This is a genomic window from Solitalea lacus (genome assembly GCF_022014595.1).
In the GTDB taxonomy this organism is placed as follows: Bacteria; Bacteroidota; Bacteroidia; order Sphingobacteriales; family Sphingobacteriaceae; genus Solitalea; species Solitalea lacus.
Genome location: NZ_CP091740.1, coordinates 337743 through 354459, shown reverse-complemented (window position 1 = coordinate 354459; position 16717 = coordinate 337743). Strand labels below are relative to the sequence as shown.

The 16717-nt window shown below is 38.1% G+C and carries 19 protein-coding genes; 12 read left to right on the top strand and 7 right to left on the bottom strand.

Annotated elements, in window-relative coordinates; genetic code table 11:
* The first annotated feature begins 80 nt into the window (after positions 1-80).
* The 6 genes from ffh (at position 81) to L2B55_RS01460 (ending at position 6541) form a co-directional block, all read left to right on the top strand.
* On the top strand, positions 81-1415 hold the full coding sequence (ffh, locus tag L2B55_RS01485; protein WP_237848525.1) for a signal recognition particle protein: 1335 nt from the start codon (positions 81-83) through the stop codon (positions 1413-1415).
* Between the two features lie 141 nt (positions 1416-1556).
* Complete coding sequence (locus tag L2B55_RS01480) at positions 1557-2120, top strand: DUF4136 domain-containing protein (protein WP_237848524.1); 564 nt, start codon at positions 1557-1559, stop codon at positions 2118-2120.
* Positions 2121-2495: 375 nt separating this feature from the next.
* Positions 2496-3086: an RNA polymerase sigma factor gene (locus L2B55_RS01475; protein ID WP_237848523.1), complete on the top strand. Its 591-nt coding sequence runs from the start codon at positions 2496-2498 to the stop codon at positions 3084-3086.
* Entirely contained in the window at positions 3079-4341 is a 1263-nt protein-coding gene (locus tag L2B55_RS01470; protein ID WP_237848522.1) for an energy transducer TonB, read from the top strand. The genes L2B55_RS01475 and L2B55_RS01470 overlap by 8 nt, the downstream gene beginning before the upstream one ends.
* Before the next feature lie 36 nt (positions 4342-4377).
* A complete protein-coding gene (locus L2B55_RS01465) occupies positions 4378-6234 on the top strand; it encodes a M1 family metallopeptidase (RefSeq protein ID WP_237848521.1) in 1857 nt (618 codons plus the stop codon).
* A gap of 46 nt (positions 6235-6280) precedes the next feature.
* Complete coding sequence (locus tag L2B55_RS01460; RefSeq protein WP_237848520.1) at positions 6281-6541, top strand: YciI family protein; 261 nt, start codon at positions 6281-6283, stop codon at positions 6539-6541.
* 92 nt (positions 6542-6633) lie between these two features.
* On the opposite strand, the gene L2B55_RS01455 is transcribed toward L2B55_RS01460, so the two are convergent.
* Entirely contained in the window at positions 6634-7158 is a 525-nt protein-coding gene (locus tag L2B55_RS01455) for a 5' nucleotidase, NT5C type (protein WP_237848519.1), read from the bottom strand.
* A gap of 233 nt (positions 7159-7391) precedes the next feature.
* On the opposite strand from L2B55_RS01455, the gene L2B55_RS01450 reads away from it, so the two are divergent.
* From L2B55_RS01450 to L2B55_RS01425, 6 genes are all read left to right on the top strand, one after another.
* Positions 7392-7928, top strand: coding sequence for a 30S ribosomal protein S16 (locus tag L2B55_RS01450; RefSeq protein ID WP_237848518.1), 537 nt, complete (start codon positions 7392-7394; stop codon positions 7926-7928).
* A 151-nt stretch (positions 7929-8079) separates the two neighbouring features.
* Positions 8080-8613 (top strand): ribosome maturation factor RimM, encoded by a 534-nt coding sequence (gene rimM, locus L2B55_RS01445; RefSeq protein ID WP_237848517.1) that lies wholly within the window; start codon positions 8080-8082, stop codon positions 8611-8613.
* A gap of 28 nt (positions 8614-8641) precedes the next feature.
* Positions 8642-9268: a carboxypeptidase-like regulatory domain-containing protein gene (locus L2B55_RS01440; protein ID WP_237848516.1), complete on the top strand. Its 627-nt coding sequence runs from the start codon at positions 8642-8644 to the stop codon at positions 9266-9268.
* 99 nt (positions 9269-9367) lie between these two features.
* The gene (gene trmD, locus L2B55_RS01435) at positions 9368-10045 is read left to right on the top strand and encodes a tRNA (guanosine(37)-N1)-methyltransferase TrmD (RefSeq protein WP_237848515.1); all 678 of its coding nucleotides are present in this window, start codon (positions 9368-9370) and stop codon (positions 10043-10045) included.
* A 284-nt stretch (positions 10046-10329) separates the two neighbouring features.
* Complete coding sequence (gene rplS / locus L2B55_RS01430) at positions 10330-10677, top strand: 50S ribosomal protein L19 (protein ID WP_237848514.1); 348 nt, start codon at positions 10330-10332, stop codon at positions 10675-10677.
* Between the two features lie 140 nt (positions 10678-10817).
* Positions 10818-12062, top strand: coding sequence for a mechanosensitive ion channel family protein (locus tag L2B55_RS01425; RefSeq protein ID WP_237848513.1), 1245 nt, complete (start codon positions 10818-10820; stop codon positions 12060-12062).
* Positions 12063-12119: 57 nt separating this feature from the next.
* On the opposite strand, the gene L2B55_RS01420 is transcribed toward L2B55_RS01425, so the two are convergent.
* From L2B55_RS01420 to L2B55_RS01395, 6 genes are all read right to left on the bottom strand, one after another.
* On the bottom strand, positions 12120-12362 hold the full coding sequence (locus L2B55_RS01420) for a hypothetical protein (RefSeq protein WP_237848512.1): 243 nt from the start codon (positions 12360-12362) through the stop codon (positions 12120-12122).
* Positions 12363-12406: 44 nt separating this feature from the next.
* On the bottom strand, positions 12407-13063 hold the full coding sequence (locus L2B55_RS01415; protein ID WP_237848511.1) for a phosphatidylserine decarboxylase family protein: 657 nt from the start codon (positions 13061-13063) through the stop codon (positions 12407-12409).
* Between the two features lie 89 nt (positions 13064-13152).
* Positions 13153-14424, bottom strand: coding sequence for a Glu/Leu/Phe/Val family dehydrogenase (locus L2B55_RS01410; RefSeq protein WP_237848510.1), 1272 nt, complete (start codon positions 14422-14424; stop codon positions 13153-13155).
* A gap of 181 nt (positions 14425-14605) precedes the next feature.
* A complete protein-coding gene (locus L2B55_RS01405) occupies positions 14606-15421 on the bottom strand; it encodes a phosphatidate cytidylyltransferase (RefSeq protein ID WP_237848509.1) in 816 nt (271 codons plus the stop codon).
* A gap of 94 nt (positions 15422-15515) precedes the next feature.
* A complete protein-coding gene (locus L2B55_RS01400; RefSeq protein WP_237848508.1) occupies positions 15516-15722 on the bottom strand; it encodes a putative signal transducing protein in 207 nt (68 codons plus the stop codon).
* 4 nt (positions 15723-15726) lie between these two features.
* Positions 15727-16650 carry a CPBP family intramembrane glutamic endopeptidase gene (locus L2B55_RS01395; protein ID WP_237848507.1) on the bottom strand — a complete coding sequence of 308 codons (924 nt, stop codon included), beginning with the start codon at positions 16648-16650 and terminating at the stop codon, positions 15727-15729.
* Positions 16651-16717 lie beyond the last annotated feature (67 nt).

Sequence of the window (16717 nt, the reverse complement as noted above, 5' to 3'; positions counted from 1 at the left end):
GCCTCTATGCAGTAAATGATTCCTAATTAGCAATAAAATATTAACTTTGCAGCCCTTGAAATCAGATTATTACTGAAATTATGTTTGATAATTTATCCGATAAGCTCGACAGGGCATTTAAAGTTCTGAAGGGCCACGGCAGCATTACAGAAATTAACGTGGCTGAAACTGTAAAAGAAGTGCGTAAAGCCCTTCTTGATGCCGACGTAAACTATAAAACCGCAAAAACCTTTACTGATACGGTAAAAGAAAAAGCGTTGGGTATGAATGTGCTCACCTCTGTTTCTCCGGGACAGTTAATGGTAAAAGTTGTAAATGATGAGTTAGTAGAATTAATGGGAGGTAACGTTTCAGAACTTGACCTGAAACAAAACCCATCAATTATTCTAATTGCTGGTTTAAATGGTGCTGGTAAAACAACATTTACCGGCAAATTGGCCAATTTTCTAAAAACTCAAAAGGGGAGAAAGCCTTTTCTTGTAGCCGCTGACGTTTATCGTCCGGCAGCTATTGACCAATTGAAAGTGCTTTCTGACCAAATTGGGGTTCCCGTACACACCGACTACGGATCTAAAGACCCAGTTAAAATTGCACAGGAAGGTATTGCTCAGGCAAAAGCCCAAAATTGCAATGTTGTAATCATTGATACCGCAGGCCGATTGGCTATTGACGAGGAGATGATGAATGAGATTGCCGAAGTTAAGGCGGCCACTAAGCCACACGAAATTTTATTTGTGGTAGATTCAATGACTGGCCAGGATGCGGTAAATACAGCCAAAGCATTTAATGATCGTCTTGATTTTACGGGTGTTGTTTTAACCAAATTAGATGGTGATACACGAGGAGGTGCGGCACTTTCAATTAAATCGGTAGTACACAAGCCTATCAAGTTTATTGGTACAGGAGAAAAAATGGATGCAATTGACGTATTCTACCCTGACCGTATGGCTTCGCGTATTTTGGGAATGGGTGACGTGGTTTCACTCGTTGAGCGTGCACAGCAACAGTTTGACGAAAAACAAGCCGCCGAACTCCAAAAGAAAATTCGCAAAAACAAATTCGACTTTAACGATTTCCTTTCTCAATTGAATCAAATCAAGAAAATGGGTAACATTAAAGATTTGATGGGAATGATCCCTGGAGTAGGAAAGGCCATTAAAGATGTTGACATTGACGACGATGCATTTAAGCATATTGAGGCTATTATTCAGTCGATGACCCCGCTTGAACGCGAGAACCCTGAATTAATTAACGGAGGTCGCCGTAACCGAATTGCTGCAGGCAGTGGAACTTCCATTACTGAAGTAAATAAGTTATTAAAACAATTCGAGGATATGCGCAAAATGATGAAAATCTTTGCTGACCCCGGTCAAGCAGCTAAAATGATGCGTAATATGCCTAAAATGAAACGATAACAATATTTTAAATACTTAAAAGCCCGTCAGCCATTAATTTCTGACGGGCTTTTTACATTTTATCCCATCCAGTCCTATTAAATTTCTATTTCTATTGAAATATCATTAACCGGACTTCGATTCGTTATATTTAAAAAGATCATGAAGAATTTACTGCTATTTGCTTTACTTATTATCGAAATTTCTTGCTCCGGCCCAAAAGTCACTGTTCAAGACACTCCAGCCAATACCGACTGGAGTCAATTTAAAACTTATGCGTTCTATAAACTCGATGCCAGTGGTGATACAATTTCTTCAAATTTTAGTGAAAGGACTCAGATAATTAAGTCCGCCCTAACAGCAGAACTGAATAAAAGAGGCTTAGTACAAAATGACAGTTCACCTGATTTGTTAATTAATATTGGCTTAGTGGTTAAAGAAAAAGTAAGCACCCGGCAAACTAGCTTTACCGACCCTGACAGACCAAAGTACATGGGGACTCGTAATTATTCGTGGAAAAGCGAAACCGTAGAGACCGGCCGTTACCGTGAAGGATTTGCTACATTCGATTTTGTTGATACAAAGGCTCAAAAATTACTATGGAGTGCCGGCGCAAACGGAATCATCCCTGAGAAAACCGAGAGCATAAAAAAGAATGTTGATAAAATAGTTATGGAAATTTTAAAAGATTTCCCTGTCAAACCTATTACGACAGAAAATAAATAATTTTTATTGCATCAAAGCCAAATTTTGTTTTATTTTTTTATTTTTCGGCGCAATAAACCAAATCCACTATGAAAACCTTTAACAGGCTAATTATTTGGACCGGCGTAATCAGCTTATTCCTGTTTGTGTGCGGTATATTCCTGAAAATTAATCAATGCTCTATCTCTGATGAAGCCTCCTTTGTAGGTCTCATAAGTATGGTAGTTTTTCTTTGCAGCGGCTTATATTTATTATGCTGGCGCCTCTATTCAAAAATTAACAATCTCGAATAATTTCCCTGCTTTACCGTATTTGGCACGACTTAAAACAGGTCGTACCATAATTCCTATTGGCTTTTAATTGCAATATTTCTAACTTTCCCCATAGATTCTATTCATGTTTATAAAGCTATTCAATAAACCCAAACCGAAAGAAGATTCGGAGTTACTTGCCTTATACCGCCGTACCGGTGATATTTCGCATTTAGGGGAATTGTATGGACGATATATGGAGCTCATTTTTGCAGTTTGCTTTAAATACTTTAAGGATGAAGAGGAAAGCAAAGATGCAGTGATGCACATTTTTGAGAAAATCTCGAGAGACCTTTTACATCAGCATGTAACCAATTGGAAATCCTGGATACATGTTGTGGCCAAAAATTACTGTCTTATGCAGCTCCGGTCTAAGAAGTACGCCATCGAGCAAAGTATGGCGGAAATAAAAGATGAGGATGATGAGTATATGGAATTTGCTTCTGACGAGCATCATAATGGTATAAATGACAAGGAGTTTGCTCTCCAAGCTATGGAAAAATGTATCCATCAGCTGCCGGAAGAGCAAAAAATATGTATAAACCTTTTCTATTTGCAGCAGAAAAGCTACAAAGAGATTGTGGACATCACGGGTTTCGATGCCAATAAAGTGAAGAGTTATATTCAGAATGGCAAGCGTAACCTTAAAATTTGTGTAGAAAAGAACAATGGCTAAGTTGCATAAAAATATTGATCCTGAACTTTTAGCCAAAGAGCTAAAAGAATTAGCTGGGCAAGATATTGCTCCGGAGGAACTGCAACGCATGCTCGAATCGGACCTGGAGCGCGATGCACTTGAAGGATTTATTGCCATGAAGAAAACCGGCGTTAATACCAATAAGGCGATTGTTGATCTGCAACACCAATTAAATCAAAAACTCAAGGACCGAAGCCGTCAGCGAGAGTTGCCATGGCATAAGTTAAGTATTGCTGCAACAATTGCGGCCGTAGTAGGGATTGGTGCTTTTTATATTATTAAGAAGCAAAACAATGACAGGTTAATGGCATCACGGGAAATTGACGAACTGTTTCTGGTTCATTCAAATGACACACTGTTAATTTACTTACCGAAAGAGGCATTGGCGCATCAGCAAGAGATCACTCAAAATATCGTAAAAACATCGATTTCTGACTCTAAACGTCAGCTTACAGTTAAAGACAAAAAGGATATTGTAAACCCTAAGCCAACCACTCCGGCTGCTGTTATGACTGCTCCAACTGCAGCACAGGCTGCTGCTATTGAAGTTGATACCTCAAAAGCCATTCAAGGGCTCTTGGCCGAAACCGTTATTGCAAAAAGGAGCGTGGCTAAAAGTGCCCTCCGCGAAACTTTGATTAATAAACAGTTGGGCATTCACATTCAGGCAATTGATCTTTTAACCAACAAACCGATTGAGAATGTTAAAGTACAGGTGTCAGGCACACAAACCACTGCGCTAACCAATACCGAGGGAGAGGTTAATCTGCCTACTTCGTCGACAAAAAGCGAGGTTACCTTAAGCAAGGAAAATTATATCACTGAAACTATTAAACCGAAAGAAGCCCAGCAAAAGTTTATTTACGGATTAATGCCTGACGTTAAGAAACTTGCCAAAGTAGCAGTTGAACAGTTTCTTACCAAACCCAACCCGGAAAATGCACCGCCTAAACTGGCGATAGAAGACGCTTCATACCGTATTTATATAAATAAAAACATTGCATACCCAAAAGAATTTACAGAAATGGGGCGGGAAGGAACTGTTGAGCTGGAATTTACTGTTAATACGAATGGAATGTTGAGCAATTTCAAGGTGTTAAAAAGTATGGGGCCTGAATTTGATCAGTCATCAATTGAGGCACTAAAGCATGGTCCTCTATGGATTCCTGCTATAGTTAATGGAAAACCTTCAACGGCGAAGGCTCGCTATTATGTTAACTTTATTCATCTGTAATAATTAAACCAAAATAGATAGTACTAACCCAAAACCATGAAAATAAAATATATTGCTTTGCTTTCGTTGGCAATCTTAGCCTGTAAGCCCGAAAGAAAAAGCTCCCCAAGAGAGAAAACACCTATTAGACCAAATGATATTCACAGTTTTTCCAATCCAACGGAAGCATGGGTAAAACACCTTAACCTTACCCTTAGTGTAGATTTTGAAAACAGGCAATTATTGGGAGTTGCCGTCTGGGATATAGAAACAAAAGAAAAAACAGAATCCATTGTTTTTGATACCAACAATTTACTGATTGATAGCGTTAAGGTGGATAATCAAACAACGGCATTCAGCTTAGGCCATGAAAAGAAATATTTAGGGCGTCCTTTAAATATTACAATTGGCCCCAAAACAAAGAAAGTGGCCATCTGGTATAAAACGTCACCTAAGGCCGAAGCCCTTCAATGGCTTAATCCCCAACAAACTGCCGACAAAACTCATCCTTTCTTATTTACTCAGTCACAAGCCATTTTGGCCCGAAGCTGGATTCCATGTCAGGATAGTCCGGCAATACGATTTACCTACGATGCTTCTGTCAAGGTTCCTTCGAACTTGATGGCATTAATGAGCGCGACCAACCCTATAGGCAAAACCAGTAATGGACAATTTCAGTTCAAACAAAAAAATCCTATATCGTCATATTTGTTGGCACTCGCAGTTGGCGATCTTGAATTTCGCAGTTTGGGTAAAAATTCAGGCGTATACGCTGAGCGAAGCATGATAAAAAAATGTGCCTGGGAATTTGCTGGTTTACCCAAAATGATAGAGGCAGCAGAAAAACTATACGGACCTTATAGATGGGGACGTTATGATGTATTGGTGTTACCACCAAGTTTTCCATTTGGCGGCATGGAGAATCCGGAACTAACCTTTGCTACGCCAACTATTATTGCCGGCGACCGCTCGTTGGTTAGCCTGGTGGCACATGAACTGGCTCATTCATGGAGTGGAAACCTGGCAACCAATGCCTCCTGGAACGATATGTGGCTAAACGAAGGCTTTACCGTTTATTTTGAGCGCCGCATCATGGAAGCAATGGAAGGAAAAGATTACACGAATATGCTTTCGGTGTTAGGATTTCAGGAACTTCAGGCAACAATTACTGATTTAGGCCCCGCCAGCGCAGACACCAAACTCAAATTGAATCTTAAAGACCGCAATCCAGACGATGCAGTAGGAGATATTGCCTATGAAAAAGGATTTTGTTTATTAAAAACGATAGAAAATAATGTAGGCAGAGCACAATTTGATGCATTTTTAAAGAAATATTTTAGCTCATATGCCTTTAAATCCATTTCCAGCGAAGAGTTCATTGACTATTATTACAAAGAACTTATTGGCAACAAAAAAACCTTAGCTAAAAAAATTGATATCGAGAATTGGGTTTTTGAACCCGGACTACCGGCCAATTGCCCTAAGTTTACTTCGTCACGATTCATTGCTGTTGATACTGCATTAAATCAATGGGTAAGGGGGAAAGGCGCTGCTTCCTTAAACACTAAAAACTGGAGCTCGCATGAGTGGCTGCACTTTGTCAGGCATTTACCCAACACACTTTCAACTGAAAAAATGAAAGAATTGGATAAGGCCTTCGGATTTACAAATACCGGAAACAGTGAAGTATTAACGGCCTGGTTAACCTTAGCGATTAACAACCATTACGTAGAGGCTTACCCTTCACTTGCTCGTTTCTTGAATCACGTTGGCAGAAGGAGATTCTTGCTTCCCCTTTACAATGCGTTGACAACAACAGAAGAAGGAAAAAAAATGGCCCGCGATATTTATTCAACCGCCAGGGTAAACTATCATTTTGTATCTCAACAAAGCATTGATGAATTACTGAAATAGTTACTCAAAAGTAAAATCATATTTAACCTTATCCTTATTTAAAACAATGAAAGCAGTAATAATAGGAGAATCCTCAAACGCAACAATGGATACCATTATGTCAGTTTATCCAAGGCATAAATCAATTGTAGATAAATACATAAAGAGTGGTGATGTAATTGGGATAGGTCCTTTTAGCGATATGGGAAACATGGCCATATTTAAAACTCGCGCGTCAGCTGAAGCATTTGTTAGAGAAGATCCATTTATTCTTGAAGGAATTATAAAATCGTACGTAATTAAAGACTGGAAGGATGAATTAATTTAAGGAAGGGCAGTAGCTCACTCCTTCTCGTGCGCGTCTAACGCGCACGAAAAACCTCTGTAGCCAAAGTGTTCGACGTTGGCCATTATGCTGAATTAAAGTAATAATTCGGCAACTTCCTCCCAATTATTAACCCGTTCATAATCTTTAATAAAATGATTATGCGGAGAACTATATAAGATAGGACGTCCTTTAAACTGAGAAAAGTTACGGATGCGGTCATCAATCATAATATCGGCTCCAATTATTGATTTATCTCCACAAAAAACAATATGGCGCCAGTCAATAAACGGAAAATATTCAGCTAACCAGTCATACTTATCTTCATAAGAATTTCTAAATTCCGAAGCCGCACTAGCAACAAACACCTCGTACTTTTTATTCAATTCTTTCACCACTTTCTGGGCGTCTTTCATAACCGGCAAATCTCTAAAGAAGCCTTTTTCGTTTATCCATTCATGAACTTTTGGCTTTAATTCGGCAGGCACTGCTTGCGACAACTCTTTTCCGGTAAGCATCTCTGATGTAATTTCAAACCCTTCTCTTTCCTTAAATCGGTGGATGAATTTGGCCCAGGTATCGGCCATTACCTCATCCATATCAATTGCTAATTTTATCATACATAAACTTTAATAGTGTAAATATAACCTACAACTTGCTCAAATTATTGTTAGTTTATCATTAATAAATAAAACCTCTGCCGTTGGCAGCTGGAAATAAACTTCCGTTTAAAATCCTTCATAAATAGTTATCTTTTTTATCCTTACACTGTTATGTGAACAAAAAAATGCTTACTTTTGCGGTCCCTTTAGCGGAGATAAAGGGGATTTTTAAACTTTAAAAACTTAAAAAAATGCCTGCAAAAATTAGATTGCAAAGACACGGTAAAAAAGGTAATGCTTTTTATCACATTGTGGTGGCGGATTCACGTGCTCCGAGGGATGGTAAATTTATTGAAAGAATTGGTTCTTATAACCCAAACACCAACCCGGCCACAATTGACCTTAACGTAGACAAAGGTGTTGAATGGTTACAAAACGGTGCGCAGCCTACTGACACTGTACGTGCTATCCTTTCATACAAAGGTGTATTGTACAAAAAACATTTATTAGGTGGTGTTACCAAAGGTGCTTTAACCCAAGAACAAGCTGAAGCTAAATTTACTGCTTGGATAGAGGCTAAAGAAACTAGAGTTAACGCTAAGAAAACCGGTTTAGTAAACGCTGCTGCTGACAAAGCAAAAGCACGTTACGCTGAAGAGGTTAAAATCAAAGAAGAAAGAGCTGCTGCTATCGCTGCTAAAAATGCTCCTGTTGTTGAAGAAGCTCCTGCCGAAGAGGCTCCTGAAGCACCAGCAACTGAAGAAACCAACGAAGCTGCTGCTGAATAAGCAAAACTTCAATAGTATTATAAAAATAGCGAGGCTCAGTGTCTCGCTATTTTTGTTTATATAAAAACGGATTGAATTGATTCTTTTTAAAGTTAGTTCCTAAAGTATTGCCCGCTCAGACTCAGGACCACTATTTATTAAACTATTTAACATGAAAGCTGAAGATTTTTTTTCAATAGGATACATATCCAAAACTCAGGGATTAAAGGGAGAAGTGCAGGTTTATCTTGAAGAAGATATTTTAGACAGTTACTTTAGTAAAAACACCCTGTTTGTTGAGTTAAACGGCAAGCCCATTCCTTATTTCATTGAGAACATGCGCTTTCAAAAATCAGTTGCTTATTTTGGGCTAGAGGATGTGAACTCAATTGAAGAGGCAGCAAAGTTAGTCGGCAAAAAAGTGTTGATTCCTAAAAAATTGCGCCCGAAACGAAAAACAGGTGAATTAACCTATAAAGACTTAACCGGTTATTTTGTAACTGATGAAACTAAAGGCGATCTGGGAAAAATTTCAGAAGTTTTTGAGTACCCAAAACAATTTGTGGCTTCAATTTCAGTTAATGATACTGAGGTTTTATTACCCCTTAACGAAGACATTATAAAAAGCATTGATGTCAAAAGCAAAAAACTCACAGTTTCAATGCCTGAGGGGTTACTTGATATTTATCTTGGGAACCTGTTTTAAATGTAAATCAGAAACGATAAATTTAAGGATGATTAAGAAACTGAGATATCTGCTAGCTCTACTTGTAGCAGTGTGTGCCGCATCTGCTCTCTACGCCCAAACTCAACCTGTTCAACAACCGGTAATTCAGTTTTCGGGCACCATTTACTCTGCTGATAGTTTAAGCGAGAAGATTCCGTTTGTAAACATAAGAGTGAAAAACTCTCGTCGCGGAACCGTTAGTGATATCAATGGGTTTTTCTCTATTCCTATGTATAAAACGGACACGTTAGTATTCTCGGCATTGGGCTATGGAAATTTTGAATTTATCCTTCAGGATGAAGTGCCAAATAATCGCCTGTATTTAAACATACGTATGCACCCTCAGATATACACGCTGAAAGGAGTAACTGTTTACGGGCTAACCAAAGAAAACTTTAAACGCGCTTTCTTAGAACTAGAGATTCCTGAAAACGCATACGCCTATAAAGTAAACCCCAAAACAATCCCAACAGAAGAAGAACTTAAATTACCTCCACCTGTTGGAATACGGGTAAGCCCGAGCGAATTACTTAAGGAGATCCCTTTTATTAAAAATGCCAGCGACAAGAAAAAGCACAAGAAGCGAATTGAAAAAGTCGAAAAAGACGGCGAGGATATCCCCAAAATGGAATAAGAATATTAAAGAAAGGGCTTTCAAACAGAAGGCCCTATTTTTTTACACATAGACTATTTTTCGGATTTACCATTTCCAATTTGCCCTTATCTTTGCTCCATGCGTATAGACATTATTACCGTATTGCCCCAGTTACTTGATAGCCCATTTGCTCACTCCATCTTAAAGCGCGCCCAAAGCAAAGGTTTGGCCGAGATTGTTGTGCATAACCTGCGAGATTATTCATCAAACAAACATAAAACCGTAGATGATTATCCTTATGGAGGTGGATCAGGAATGGTAATGATGGTTGAGCCTTTTGTTCTCTGCATTGAAAAACTGAAGGCTGAACGTGATTACGATGAAGTCATTTTTATGACCCCTGACGGGGAAGTGCTTAACCAAAGCATTTGCAATCAGCTTTCAACCCAAAAAAACTTTATTGTTCTTTGCGGTCATTATAAAGGAATCGATAATCGTATACGTGAGCATTTTGTAACTCGCGAAATCTCAATTGGTGATTATGTACTTTCTGGGGGAGAGCTTCCCGCCGCGATCTTAGTTGATGCAGTAGTTCGGTTGATTCCCGGAGTATTATCAGATGAAACCTCGGCTCTTTCAGATTCATTCCAGGGTGATTTATTAGATGCTCCAGTTTACACCCGCCCGGCCGAATTCAGAGGATGGAAGGTTCCTGACATTCTACTAAGTGGGAATACCCCGGAAATAGAGAAATGGCGCTACGAACAATCACTTGAACGCACACGCACTCGTCGTCCGGATCTTTTAGAAGACTAATGCATCATGGAAATCAATCAATTGATCGCCAAACGACGTAAATGGTTGAAAAAACTTTTTAATTCTGGGTTGTCTTTAATTAGTTTTCAACTTTATCAACATGCGTTTTTTGAGGTTAAAAACCGCTTTAATAAGCTAATTTTCAACCTTATTAACCCAGTTACACAAACCGACCATTGTGGATAAATTTCTTTTTGAAAATTCGCTTTCATAATTCAAATAATTTATCTATACTTGCAATCCGAATTCTAGACGATTAAAATTCGTTTAAAGACCCTAATAAGATGGATTTAGTAAAATTTGTTGAAGAGCAAAGTATAGCGAAGAACAATATTCCTTCGTTCAAAGCAGGTGATACAGTAACTGTACACTATAAAATCAGAGAAGGTAACAAAGAGCGTATCCAATTATACCAAGGTGTTGTTATTCAACGCAACAGCCAAGGCGCTACTGAAACTTTCACTGTACGCAAAGTATCAAACTCAATCGGTGTTGAGCGTATTTTCCCTATCAACTCACCTAACATTGAGAAAATTGAAGTTAACAGCCGTGGTGCAGTTCGTCGTGCTAAGTTATTCTACTTACGTGGCTTAACTGGTAAAAAAGCACGTATCAAAGAAAAAAGATCTTAATTGTTTTCATAACATACGTTTAAACCCTCTTAGCTTGCTCAGAGGGTTTTTTTATTACAGAAATACCATTTCCCAGCCCATTTCGTTCATTTAGTAACTGCTTAGCAGCTACTTTCTTTTATCATCCGTATTTTTATTGTATGATTATACTGCAATTCCTTGATCAGGTTTATTGGGGCAATACCATTCAGAATTACATCTGGTTTGGTGGCATCTTCTTTTTCGGACTAATTTTCAAACGTCTAATCTCAAAATTAATAAGCCGATTTTCTTTTAAATTATTTAAACGGTTTGCTGGCGCAGAAACTGCCGAACGATTTATTGAATTATTGGTTAAACCTATTGAGGTCCTGTTATTAATCGTTACAATCTACTTAGCAATTAACCAGCTTGATCATCCACTTAACAAGCCAATCTTTAACCGAAAAGCTGCTGTCGAAACTACAATAAATCAAGCTGAGCAGGCGGTTGAAAAGAGCACATCAGTACCAAGCGAGAGGAAAAAAGAGCCTATATTCCAATCAAATGGAGGCAATAAGGTAAAAACCTATGCTGATTTCATTGATCGATTGTTCTTATTATTTGCTCTTGGAGCATTTTTCTGGATTCTATTGCGTATTGCAGATTTTATAGCCTATGTGCTGTTAAATAAAGCTGAAGAAAGTGATTCAAAAGCCGGCTTACAAATCATACCATTTACACGCGAATTAGTTAAAATCCTTGTAGGTTCTTTAGGCTTCTTTGTAATAATGAGTGTGGTGTTTAATTTAAACATTGGCCTTATTGTAAGTGGCTTAGGAATAGGTGGACTTGCGCTTGCGTTGGCCGGCAAAGAAACAGTTGAGAACTTGTTTGGTGCTTTTACCATTTTTATCGATAAACCCTTTGTGGTAGGTGATCTTGTAAATGTTGGCGGGGTAGAAGGGACCGTTGAAAAAGTAGGCTTTAGAAGCACTCTAATTCGCACAACTGAAAAGAGTTTGGTCTCAATGCCCAACAAACGTATTGTTGACAACCCGATGGACAACTTAACACTTAAAACTCATCGTCGTATAAAGTACAACCTTGGCTTGGGCTATTCAACCACCCAGGAACAAATGAAACAAATCATTGCTGATATTAAAGCTTACTTTAAAACAGTTCCACAAATTAGCGACGATAGCATTGTGGCTTTCGACAGCTTCGGCGAGTCGGCTTTAAACATTATGGTGATGTACTTTATTGAAATGCTGCCTTATGCAGAACACGTAAAAATAAAAGAAGAAACTACCTATAAAATACTGGAAATAGTGAATAAATACAAGGCTGAAATTGCCTTTCCAACCCGAAAGGTACTCCATGAAAATATTGATGGCTCTAACCCCCCAATTACATTTGTAGACTAACAATAAAGGCCTTGCAGTGACAATACTGCAAGGCCTTTATTGTTATGTTAACAAAACCTATTTAGATTTAGTTGAAGATTTAGGTTGAGTTGAAGCTGCTTTAGCACTTTCAGCCTTACAGCATGCCTTTTTCTCAGTCATTGCTTTAGAGCAAGCCTCTTTTTGGTCTTTAGAGCAGCTAGCTTTAGCTGTTTTATGACAACAAGAAGCAGTTTCTTTCTTAGTTACCTGTTTTGCGTCCTGAGCATTTACAAAAGAAAAGGCTCCAACCAATGCAACAATCATTAATATTTTCTTCATAACTGTTTTTGTTTTTTCAAGTATAAGAATTTAACCCTGGAAAACTAAATCTCAGCTAAAACAGTACGACCTCCCTTAACAACCTGATTTAACTCTACGTTAATCTTGGTTCCGATCGGTAAGAAAACATCTACTCTTGATCCAAACTTAATAAAGCCCATCTCTTCCCCTTGTCCAACTTTATCGCCTTCTTTTACATAGAATACAATACGACGGGCTAAGGCTCCAGCAATCTGACGGAACAACACTTCAACTTTTGGCTTTTGTTCAATTACAATAGTTGTGCGCTCGTTCTCTGTTGATGATTTTGGATGCCAAGCTACCAAATACAATCCCGGATGATATTTAGCATATTTCACTAGTCCCCCTATCGGGTTACGGTTTACGTGCACATTAACAGGTGACATAAATACTGAAACCTGTATCCTGCGATCTTTAAAATATTCTGATTCTTCAACTTCCTCAATTACTACAACTTTTCCATCTGCAGGAGAAAGTACAAAACTTTCGTTCTTATTGATTTTAATTGCAGGATCTCTAAAAAACTGCAAAATTGTAATAATAAGTACCACAGCTAAAGTATATGCAAAATAATGCACAAACGCGGTTTCTGGAAAAAAATAACGGGCAGCCCAAATAATAGCTGCACTAACTACTATTACTAAGGCTAAACTTGCATAGCCTTCACGATGAAATTTCATAAATCAAAGTTAAAAATAAAGGTTGCAAAGTTAATAGTTTTTCAACTTTCAACTTCGCAACCTTAAGTATGTTTTTGGGTACGATTTGCTTAGAATCCGCCTAATAATTTACGTGTACTTGCTACTTTATCAATAGCTACAATGTAAGCTGCAATACGCATATCTACATTAAATTTGATAGAAGCTTGATATACCTGTTCAAATGCTTCTTTCATAGTACGATCAGCACGACGGTTTACACGTTCCTCAGTCCAATAGTAACCTTGATGGTTTTGCACCCACTCAAAATAGGATACTGTTACACCTCCGGCGTTAGCCAAAATGTCCGGAACGATCATAATGCCTTTTTCTTTCAAAATAGCATCAGCGTTTGCCGAAGTAGGACCATTTGCTCCTTCAACAATTAACTTAGCTTTGATATTCGCAGCATTATCTTTAGTAATAACATCTTGTAAAGCTGCAGGAACCAAAACATCAACGTCTAATGTCAATAACTCCTCGTTAGTAATTTTCTCAGCATTTTTATACCCTTCTAGTGAGTTTTTATTAGCCTGAGAATATGCTATTGCTTCTGAAACGTTAATACCTTCTTTATTATAATAAGCGCCGGTAACGTCAGAAATAGCTACGATTTTAATTCCTTGACTTTCTAGCAATTTTGCTGAAATAGAACCTACATTGCCAAAGCCTTGAACTGCTGCTGTTGCATTAGCAGGGTTAATTTTTAATTTGTTTAAGGCAGCTCGGCAGGTAACCATTACACCACGGCCAGTTGCCTCAACGCGTCCTTTTGAACCGCCAAGCACCAAAGGTTTACCTGTTACAACGCCTGCGTTGGTAAAGCCTTTAATTCTTGAAAACTCGTCCATTAACCATGCCATCTCTTGCTGACCGGTTCCCATATCAGGAGCAGGAATGTCTTTCTCAGGACCAAAAACGTCGGCCATTGCTTGTGTGTAAGCACGTGTTAAACGCTCTAGCTCTCCCTTAGACATTTTGCGTGGGTCACATTTAATACCTCCTTTGGCACCACCAAAAGGAACGTTTACCACTGAACACTTCCAAGTCATCCAGGCAGCTAAGGCCTTTACCTCATCCAGATCAACATCCATTGCATAGCGGATACCACCTTTACCTGGACCCATGTAGTTATTGTGAATTACACGAAATCCTTCATACACGTTAATACGTCCGTTATCCATAGTTACCGGCAGATTAACCATTACCTGTTTAACAGGTGATTTTAACATGTTATAGGTGTCTTCGTCCAATCCAAGAATTTTGGCAGCCACGTCAAAACGTGACATCATTGACTCAAACGGATTAGAATGTCCGATGAGCTTGCTCTCTTTAACTTCCATAAATGAAATAAGGTCTATTAATCAATAATTGGTGATGCAAATCTTGCAATCTTTATAGAAATAACAAAAAAAAGCGACTCCGCTTAAGGAACCGCTTCTTAAAAATTAACAGATTGTTAATCTTATCGTGTTATCAGTGAATCAGAATCATATTAAAGCTACATCTGTTAGCTTAATTGAATTAAACCCCCAGAAAAATTAGATAAGCATACACAAATGGCGCTGCAAGCAATAAACCGTCAAATCTATCGAGTAAGCCACCATGGCCAGGAAGTATGTTCCCTGAGTCTTTAACATTTAAACTCCTCTTAAACATTGATTCAACCAAATCACCTAAAGTGCCGAAGCATACGATGATTAAGCTTACAATAGCCCAGTTAACGGAATTAAGTGTTTGAAAGTATTGAGCAATTACTTGGGAAATAATTGCTGCAGAAATCATCCCTCCAAAGAATCCTTCCCAGGATTTCTTTGGTGAAATTCGCTCAAATAAACGATGCTTTCCAAACTGACGGCCAAATAGGTAGGCAAAAGTGTCATTACTCCAAAGTAATAACAAAAAACCCAGCGGCAGCTCGTAATTATAAATCATTCCATGGGTAAACCCTAAACTTATAAAGAATACAAAGGGAATTACGGAATATACAGGACCCAATAAAGTAATGGCTACATTTTCGAAAGGTTTCTCCTGTTTTCTATAAAGTTCACGTAAAAAGAAAAAGAATAACAGAGGGAATAACAACACCAAATATTTATCTGAGACCTGTGTGTAGGCGCGTAACACAATGAGCGCATAAAGAATAACCCCAAAAGCTAAGCCCATCATCTTATTGGGGTTGTATCCGCCCTGTTTTATTAATCCGTAAAACTCGTATAAACTTAAAACTGAAATAAGGAAAAACAGGGCAACCAGTGAATATCCACTATAAACTACACAAAAAACAAGAACGGCAACAAAGAAAAATCCGGTTATGGCACGTTGAACTAAATTACTCATGGGTTTTATTTGACCGCTAAAATAGGGTTAGTTTAACGGAAATAAGTTGAGAATGACAAAATAGTTAATTGAGCGTTTAAACGCTGTCTATGGATTACTCCTCATTTAAAACAATTATTTCAATTGCTTTTGTGAAATCAACATTATGAACGTATAACTCGATGGTCCCAAAACTCATGTACGAAGAATCCTTCTTATTGATCTGCACCAAATCAATATCCTCTTGTTCAAGTAAATGACTTATTAATTCAGCTTTGAACCATTCATGTGTACTGTAAATTTTTATCCAGTTAGCCTCCATCTTGTTAATTTGCTTGCGTCCTTTTATAAACTATGCGATAAAACATTATAATTAACAAAGCGCTAAGTGCAGCGCAAACCAGATAACTTGTAATCGACAAACTTCCGGTTGCTTCAATATTAAAATTAATGACTTTATGTTGAAACAAATATGAAAACACCACAACCGTTGCATTGTTTATGAAATGGGCCAGTATTGCCAGCCAAATATTACCACTCCAATAAAACAAGTAGCCAAAAAGCACACCTAACAACATTCTGGGTAAGAATCCATAAAACTGAAAATGCAGTGCACTAAATACAATTGCCGCCACCCAAATACCAATATGTGCATTCCTGAACCACTCGATAAAAAGCCGCTGAGTTACTCCCCTAAACAAAAGTTCTTCTCCAATTGCAGGCAAGACTGCCATCATAAGTAGATTTAGCGCAAGCTGATTGAAATTATCCATTTTCAAAAAAGCCTTCGTTAAATCGCCGAGCTGTTGTTCCTTGGCTTTCATCCAATCTTCTAACCCACTCAAAAAAGAAGGGAAGCTCATTTTTTGGTTCAATTGATTACTAAACTCAAATAGTGGCGACGAGAAATAGGCGATCAGCAACACTAAAACCAACATTAATAGTGTGGGCTTTTTATCCATTCCCAAATAGGATAGCGTGTTCTCTCCACACAGAACCGGAAAAATAAATGCAGGAATTATAAAAAGAGTGATAGCTTGAACAATCTGTAAAAACTTGTAAGCTCCAATAGCATGTGCGTTGGATAAATCCATCAATGCATTGGCATCAGCTACTATGTTAATCCCGAACAATGGCTTTAACAATAAAGCCGATAATGCTGTAAAAATGGACATGCTAAAGATTGCCATTCCAACCAAAGCCACTAACTTAACCCAAAAAGATTGTCCTTGTAAAACTCCTCTGAACACCGTGTTAATTATTATTTCCTTTAAGATAAAACATTATACAGAAAACATTGCCTCCTTTCTCAAAACA

Excerpts from the sequence above, each read along its gene's own strand:
- ffh (WP_237848525.1), top strand. The coding sequence starts at position 81 with ATGTTTGATAATTTATCCGATAAGCTCGACAGGGCATTTAAAGTTCTG.
- L2B55_RS01480 (WP_237848524.1), top strand. The coding sequence starts at position 1,557 with ATGAAGAATTTACTGCTATTTGCTTTACTTATTATCGAAATTTCTTGC.
- L2B55_RS01475 (WP_237848523.1), top strand. The coding sequence starts at position 2,496 with ATGTTTATAAAGCTATTCAATAAACCCAAACCGAAAGAAGATTCGGAG.
- L2B55_RS01470 (WP_237848522.1), top strand. The coding sequence starts at position 3,079 with ATGGCTAAGTTGCATAAAAATATTGATCCTGAACTTTTAGCCAAAGAG.
- L2B55_RS01465 (WP_237848521.1), top strand. The coding sequence starts at position 4,378 with ATGAAAATAAAATATATTGCTTTGCTTTCGTTGGCAATCTTAGCCTGT.
- L2B55_RS01460 (WP_237848520.1), top strand. The coding sequence starts at position 6,281 with ATGAAAGCAGTAATAATAGGAGAATCCTCAAACGCAACAATGGATACC.
- L2B55_RS01455 (WP_237848519.1), bottom strand. The coding sequence starts at position 7,158 with ATGATAAAATTAGCAATTGATATGGATGAGGTAATGGCCGATACCTGG.
- L2B55_RS01450 (WP_237848518.1), top strand. The coding sequence starts at position 7,392 with ATGCCTGCAAAAATTAGATTGCAAAGACACGGTAAAAAAGGTAATGCT.
- rimM (WP_237848517.1), top strand. The coding sequence starts at position 8,080 with ATGAAAGCTGAAGATTTTTTTTCAATAGGATACATATCCAAAACTCAG.
- L2B55_RS01440 (WP_237848516.1), top strand. The coding sequence starts at position 8,642 with ATGATTAAGAAACTGAGATATCTGCTAGCTCTACTTGTAGCAGTGTGT.
- trmD (WP_237848515.1), top strand. The coding sequence starts at position 9,368 with ATGCGTATAGACATTATTACCGTATTGCCCCAGTTACTTGATAGCCCA.
- rplS (WP_237848514.1), top strand. The coding sequence starts at position 10,330 with ATGGATTTAGTAAAATTTGTTGAAGAGCAAAGTATAGCGAAGAACAAT.
- L2B55_RS01425 (WP_237848513.1), top strand. The coding sequence starts at position 10,818 with ATGATTATACTGCAATTCCTTGATCAGGTTTATTGGGGCAATACCATT.
- L2B55_RS01420 (WP_237848512.1), bottom strand. The coding sequence starts at position 12,362 with ATGAAGAAAATATTAATGATTGTTGCATTGGTTGGAGCCTTTTCTTTT.
- L2B55_RS01415 (WP_237848511.1), bottom strand. The coding sequence starts at position 13,063 with ATGAAATTTCATCGTGAAGGCTATGCAAGTTTAGCCTTAGTAATAGTA.
- L2B55_RS01410 (WP_237848510.1), bottom strand. The coding sequence starts at position 14,424 with ATGGAAGTTAAAGAGAGCAAGCTCATCGGACATTCTAATCCGTTTGAG.
- L2B55_RS01405 (WP_237848509.1), bottom strand. The coding sequence starts at position 15,421 with ATGAGTAATTTAGTTCAACGTGCCATAACCGGATTTTTCTTTGTTGCC.
- L2B55_RS01400 (WP_237848508.1), bottom strand. The coding sequence starts at position 15,722 with ATGGAGGCTAACTGGATAAAAATTTACAGTACACATGAATGGTTCAAA.